The following is a 5,581-nucleotide window of genomic DNA, read 5'->3' as shown; positions in this document are numbered from 1 at the left end:
TTCGCCAAACAAGGAGAGAGTGGGGGTCGGTTGCGTTTAGGTCACAGTGAGCCTGCCGCACCAGCGACCCAGTACACCGGATCGACACGCCGGACAGGCAAGTACTCAACTCACGATCAAACCAGATAACCGGCACATATGCGTAGCGAGAACGGCGCCCCCGGAATGCTTTTCCGGGGGCGCCGTTTCGTGTGGCCGGTGCCGTGGTCACCTGGGTTATGCGGAATCCCCTTCGGGGTCCACCGGTTCGAAGTGCCCACACTCGCGGCACAGCCATACGTGGGTGATCGGTGCGTCGTCGGGGTGTGCGGGTGCCGTGGTCATCGGCCGGTCACAGCAGGTCATGGTCATTTCTCCGGTTCTGTTCGTGTTCACAGGTTCTCGCGTACATAGGCCGCTGCGGCCGCGGCGGCGTATCCGGCGCTCAGGCCACCGACGATCACCGCGGTGAGGGTGAGCGTTTCGGCCAGCCCGCACACCCGTACCCGGTGGTGGTGGGCGATGAGCACCACGTCACCACCGACCACCGCGGCGCGGTCCTCGGCGGCGGCGAGGGTGCGGAATACCGGGGTGCCGGCCGAATCGGGGATGGTGCCGGCGGCGTCGTCGAGATCGGCGGCCGCGGCCCACCAGGTGGCCGGGTGGCGGCGGTGGATGTGCAGGCCGCGGCGGTGAGAAGTGGTCATCGGTTGTGCTCCTGGTGGATGTCTTCGGCGGTGGTGTCGGGCCAGCCGTCGAATCCGCACCGCGGGCAGGCGTCCCTGAAATGGGCGTCGATGACGGTGTTCAGCTCGTCGGAGAGTTCGTCACCGTTGTACGGGCCGGCCTCGAGCAAGTCGTCGACGACGTACAGCTCCGCGGCCGCGGTGACCGCGGCGGCCTTGCGCAGGATCGACGCCAGGTCTTCGGGGTTCTCGTGGGCGGTTTTGCCGACCTCCCACATGGCGGCCAGCACGGCGGCCACCTGGGCGGCGGCCGCGGTTTCGCGGGCCCACGGGGCCGGGGTGGTGTTGATTGTCATCTGTTGCGGGTTCCTTTCCGGAGTTGAGCGGGGCGGGCCGGACACGTTCGGAAATGCCCGGCCCACCCCTGGTTTTCAGTGCTGGTCGTCCAGGACCAGCCGCGCGGTGTCGGCCGGGATGGTGCGCCCGGCGCGGGCGTGCGGGCCGAGTACTCCGGCCAGGATGTCGATTTCGCTGTGCAGCATCGCGAGTGCGGACACGATGCGGGTGATGTGGCCGGAGGCCATGGCGCGGTCCAGCGACACCACGGCATCGGCGACGTGCTGGGCGTGGCGCACCAGGACGGCCAAGGCCTCGGCGGTCGCGGCGGCCTCGTGCCGGAGGTCGGTTGTTGTGGTCACGATCGGTACCCCTGTTCTCGGGTGAAAGACCGGGGCGGCCGGGCATGTTCGGAGATGTCCGGCCGCCCCGGGGATGGATGGGAGATCAGTGCAGGATCGGCGCGGGACGCACCGCGCCGCGACCGGCCGGGACGAGTTTGCCGGTGGCCACGAGCCGCGCCAGGGCGGCGGGTTTGATCCGGCACACCGCCGGGTCGTCGGCCGGGCACATGTAGTGCTCGCGGCGGATGGTCATGGCCTGATCGGTGCTCAGCCCGATACCGGGGTCGTGGCACGACCATGCCGAGATGACGAGTTCCTGCCCGTACACCGGCCCGGTGATCCCGTGGACCGGCACGCTCGGCCCGGTCGAGGGCGGCCAGGCGTCGATGATGTGGTCGACCATGGCGGCCAGGTCGCGGACCTGGCGGCGCAGGTTGCGGCGGGTGCGCATCATGACACCGCCTCGGCCACGCTGTCGGTCCACGGCCCGTACACCGTGCCGCGCGCGCCGCTGGTGACGGTGCGCATGATGACGTGCGGCCGGTAGCTCACCGCGCCGAACTTGCGCGATACCCACCGTTCGATGGCGCCGCGCTCGGCGTCGGCGTCGGCGTAGGTGCCGAACAACGCCGGTTCCGGTTCGCTCCAATCCTCGATATCGGTGTCGAGGTCCAGCGGGGCGCCGGAAGCGGTCCACAGCGTTCCGTCCGGGAGCTGCACGGCGTATTCGGCCCACAGCGCCGGGCGGGCCGGTGCGGGGCGGTCGACGGGCATCAGGGCGATGGACTGTTCGGGCCGGGGGGCGAGGGTGGCGGGCTGTACGCCCGCCCTAGTTTTCGATATCATGAAATCATGGTATCAAAAACGAAAGTCAGTGACCAGGGCCTCAGTACCCGAACCACCGGACCCCGCACAGGTCCGCCCAATCATGATTTCAGAAATGCGAAGATGTCGACTATGGGCCGCCCGAGGAAAGACCCCAACCGCACCGCCGCCGGCGCAAAGCTGCTGAACTTCCGCCTGTTCGAAGACGAACTCGACGAACTCGAAACAGCGCTGTTCCACGCCAAGGTAAGCCGGCAGACCGTCGTCACGGCCCTGCTGCGCGAATTCGTCGACGGCCGCATCAAAGTCGACAAAGACGGCGCCGTGACCTACCCCGACGGCACCGTCAGTCACCCGCGGCCCGCCGACGAAAGCGCCGGCACCGATGACTGACACCACCGCGGCCGCCGTACGCACCGGCCGGATCCGCCACGCACACCGCCCCTGGCACCTGTCCCGATGGCTGGAATGCGGCGGCCGCGCAGTGGTGTGGTCGCTGGACACCGCACTATGCGAACACTGCCCGGACTGCGCCGGCGCCGGCGGCTGGTGGACCAGTAGCCCCTACAGCGACGAGCCGGAGATGGAGCAGTGCCCGCGGTGCGCCACACCGCTGATCGAAATCCGGATACCGGCCCGGCTGGATCGCATGATCCCCCGCTCCCCCACCCGCGACGCCGATCCCTGGGCCGGCGGACATATCGACGACGAACCACCGTTCTAAATCCTCGCCACCCCGCCCAACCGGGCCGGCCCCGCGACCACCTCGCGGCCGGCCCGGTTTTTTTCTTGCCCACATCACCCCGGCCCCGGCCCGGCCGGGGGCCGACCATCAACCGAGCGCCACCGCGCCAGGGCCGAACGCATCGGCCGGCGCCACCACGACGGTCCGCCCTGCTCATACTTGGGGCCGGTGACGGGACGCACGCGCGTTACGAAACCCGTTACGAAAGGCGTTACGAAAGCGGGGGGTTCGATGGAACAGTGCCAGGTCTGCGGCAAATCCCTGTCCTCTCCGGAGAACGGCCGGCCCCGCCTGTACTGCTCGGACCCTTGCCGCCAGAAGGCATATCGCCGCCGCCGGCGCCAGCGACGCAATCCCGCACCCCGCGCCATCGGGCCGTACACCGGCAACGATTGACGCCCCACAACGCGACAACGGCCGGAACCGTCATCTCCGGTTCCGGTCGTTGCCACGCGGTGTTTCGTTACTGCCGCCGCCGCAGTTCCTTGATCTGCGAGTCGAGGGCGCGCAGCTCCTCCTGCTCGGCGTTGAGGGCCTCCCGGCGCCGGTCCTTCGCTGCTTCCAAGTGCTCGAGCAGGTCACGCTCCGACCGTTTACGCAGGCGGTCGGCGAACTCCACGACCGCAGGCAGGGTGTCGGAATCCTTGATGCGTACCGAGACCGACAGGTACAGGTCATCATCGCCGATGGTGCTGCGGTATGTCGACGGCGTGACGATCGGGGAGATGTCGCCCCCTTCTTCGGACTCTTTCCGGTCCCAGACGGCACCGGCCGAAAACTCCGCCTGCACGCCGTAGAAGCGACCGTTTTCCAGCGCCTCGAGCAGGGCGTACAGCAGTGCCTGAGCTTCCGCGGGATCGGTGATGGTCGGGATTTTCTCCCACGCATCGGTGGCGATGAGTTCACTGACGAGGATGTCACCGTTCACGATGGGCCGTGCTGGCCCTTGCGGGTCTGGCTGCCCTTCGGTGAAAGGCTGGTTGTCGTTCATCGGTTCCCCTTCTTGTCGATGGTCATGGTTTCGTTCCTCTCGGGGCGGCAGCGCCTAGGCGATCAACATCCACCGCGGCCTCTACGACTCCCACTGAGGGGCCGTAGACCCGCCCAGCGCCACCGCTGACGGCCGAAAAGCCCCGGGCCGGTGTGAGCATTCCCGCGATGCTCACACCGGCCCGTTTTCGTTGTCCCACCGCCGTGGCCACTCGCGGGGTGTACATCGGTCCCCGAATGTCACCGCTGAGCGCTCCACGTGGCCGCTGGGCCCCGCGCCGGGCCGGTGTGGACGAGGCCGTGCGAACCGCGCCGGGCGCGGTGGGTGCACGCCCCGGGAAGTGCCGGCAACCGGCGCGACCTTCCGGCAACTGCGAGTGCCGGCGCGCACCCGGTCCGGCCGTCCCGGCCGCGACCCGCCACGCCCGGTGATCCAGGTTCCCTCATCCCCTTATTTGTGATATCATGAAATCATGAAATCACAAACAGGCTTTCGGATCCCCACCTCGGCGCACGCGGTCGGCGCCCTGGTCGCCACCCGCGCCATTACAGGCTCCCGGAAGGGCCGCCAGGCCACGTTGACCCGCGGTGAGGCCCGCCTGGCCGCGCTGGCCTTCCTGGGCGTCGTAGGGGCCTGCTGGCTGGTGTTCGCGACCCTGGCCATCCTGGCCGGCACCGAGTTCGCGGTGACCGCGGGCGGCCTGGTCGTCGTCGCGGCCGCCGCCTGGTACCACGACCGGCGCCGGGGGAACCGGGGCCGGAACTGAAACGGCCCGGGGCCGGGCGGTTTCCGACCCCGCCCGGCCCCGGCCCAGCAAGCGCGGAGCAATCACCCAGGAAGCGCAAAAAGTCCCCGGTCATTTCCGAACGCTGACCGGGGACGCGCCGAGATTAGCACACCATTCACACCCTGTATCCCCGCCTATACGGATACCAGGAAACCTGTATGTACAGATAGGAGGCTATGAGGGGAAACTTAAAGGAGGGTACCCGCCTGAGCGTAAACCCTCATCGCCGATCGAGGGTAAATCGGTACATCACGAAAAATGGTAAAATCGAGAGATACAAACAACCGTTGAACAGGAGAAACGATGTCTCTGAGCAAGAAGATCAAGCCAGTTACGGTCAGGATGTTCGAAGACAACTTGATGGACTTCCAAGACTTCATCAACGTGATGAAGCGTCGACTGGAAGACCTCTCGATCGCAGAGAGCGAAGCAATGAATGCCGCGGCGGTCGCGATAACCAAAATATCTACACCAGAGGGTCGACAAGCTGTCGCGAAGCGACGCAGCCTGTCGAAAGAAGACACTGAAGTCTTCGAGGCTTGGTGTGACTGGTTCATGGAGGACTACGTTAAAGACCTCGAAGAGGTTATGTCAAGGCGCGACGCGATGGACAAGCGTAAGACCCGGACAGCAGCAGAATGAGATCAGTCGATGGGTTGTCAAGCCGCATCCGTGGAAACCATAGGCCGGCCGAAGGCCGACACAAAGCGCGCGGAGCGTGCTTGACAACCTTCACGACTACCGTGTACACTCAAATACATGAGAGAGAGAACCCCACCGTAACCAAAGAAATAAAAACCACTAATTAGTTATTTACACACTTTAATACTTTAGTAAAAAACGTTATAACATTGTTTCATAACAATGTTATAACGTTTTAATGTGTCC

Annotated in this window: 10 protein-coding genes; 4 read left to right on the top strand and 6 right to left on the bottom strand. The window is 66.0% G+C overall.

Annotated features, from left to right (window positions below; all coding sequences use genetic code 11):
* Positions 1-371: 371 nt before the first annotated feature.
* From ACIA75_RS35325 to ACIA75_RS35305, 5 genes are all read right to left on the bottom strand, one after another.
* Entirely contained in the window at positions 372-686 is a 315-nt protein-coding gene (locus ACIA75_RS35325; RefSeq protein WP_397111433.1) for a hypothetical protein, read from the bottom strand.
* Positions 683-1,021 carry a hypothetical protein gene (locus ACIA75_RS35320; RefSeq protein WP_397111432.1) on the bottom strand — a complete coding sequence of 113 codons (339 nt, stop codon included), beginning with the start codon at positions 1,019-1,021 and terminating at the stop codon, positions 683-685. Before ACIA75_RS35320 ends, ACIA75_RS35325 begins: the two co-directional genes overlap by 4 nt.
* A 75-nt stretch (positions 1,022-1,096) precedes the next feature.
* Entirely contained in the window at positions 1,097-1,363 is a 267-nt protein-coding gene (locus ACIA75_RS35315) for a hypothetical protein (RefSeq protein ID WP_397111431.1), read from the bottom strand.
* 85 nt (positions 1,364-1,448) lie between these two features.
* Positions 1,449-1,799 (bottom strand): hypothetical protein, encoded by a 351-nt coding sequence (locus ACIA75_RS35310; RefSeq protein WP_397111430.1) that lies wholly within the window; start codon positions 1,797-1,799, stop codon positions 1,449-1,451.
* Positions 1,796-2,191: a hypothetical protein gene (locus tag ACIA75_RS35305; protein WP_397111429.1), complete on the bottom strand. Its 396-nt coding sequence runs from the start codon at positions 2,189-2,191 to the stop codon at positions 1,796-1,798. The genes ACIA75_RS35310 and ACIA75_RS35305 overlap by 4 nt, the downstream gene beginning before the upstream one ends.
* 6 nt (positions 2,192-2,197) lie before the next feature.
* Between ACIA75_RS35305 and ACIA75_RS35300 the strand changes: the two genes are divergently transcribed.
* Positions 2,198-2,563, top strand: coding sequence for a hypothetical protein (locus tag ACIA75_RS35300; protein WP_397111428.1), 366 nt, complete (start codon positions 2,198-2,200; stop codon positions 2,561-2,563).
* A complete protein-coding gene (locus ACIA75_RS35295; protein WP_397111427.1) occupies positions 2,556-2,894 on the top strand; it encodes a hypothetical protein in 339 nt (112 codons plus the stop codon). The genes ACIA75_RS35300 and ACIA75_RS35295 overlap by 8 nt, the downstream gene beginning before the upstream one ends.
* A gap of 484 nt (positions 2,895-3,378) precedes the next feature.
* On the opposite strand, the gene ACIA75_RS35290 is transcribed toward ACIA75_RS35295, so the two are convergent.
* Positions 3,379-3,906, bottom strand: a complete 528-nt coding sequence (locus tag ACIA75_RS35290) for a hypothetical protein (protein WP_397111426.1) — start codon at positions 3,904-3,906, stop codon at positions 3,379-3,381.
* A 472-nt stretch (positions 3,907-4,378) separates the two neighbouring features.
* Between ACIA75_RS35290 and ACIA75_RS35285 the strand changes: the two genes are divergently transcribed.
* Both ACIA75_RS35285 and ACIA75_RS35280 read left to right on the top strand, forming a co-directional pair.
* Positions 4,379-4,672 carry a hypothetical protein gene (locus tag ACIA75_RS35285; RefSeq protein ID WP_397111425.1) on the top strand — a complete coding sequence of 98 codons (294 nt, stop codon included), beginning with the start codon at positions 4,379-4,381 and terminating at the stop codon, positions 4,670-4,672.
* A gap of 324 nt (positions 4,673-4,996) precedes the next feature.
* Positions 4,997-5,335: a hypothetical protein gene (locus ACIA75_RS35280; protein WP_397111424.1), complete on the top strand. Its 339-nt coding sequence runs from the start codon at positions 4,997-4,999 to the stop codon at positions 5,333-5,335.
* The last annotated feature ends 246 nt before the right edge of the window (positions 5,336-5,581 follow it).

Origin of the sequence: Nocardia sp. NPDC051750 (genome assembly GCF_044453135.1) — a bacterium.
In the GTDB taxonomy this organism is placed as follows: Bacteria; Actinomycetota; Actinomycetes; order Mycobacteriales; family Mycobacteriaceae; genus Nocardia.
Note: the sequence above shows the minus strand (reverse complement) of the source record. Positions and strands in the feature narration are given on the sequence as shown.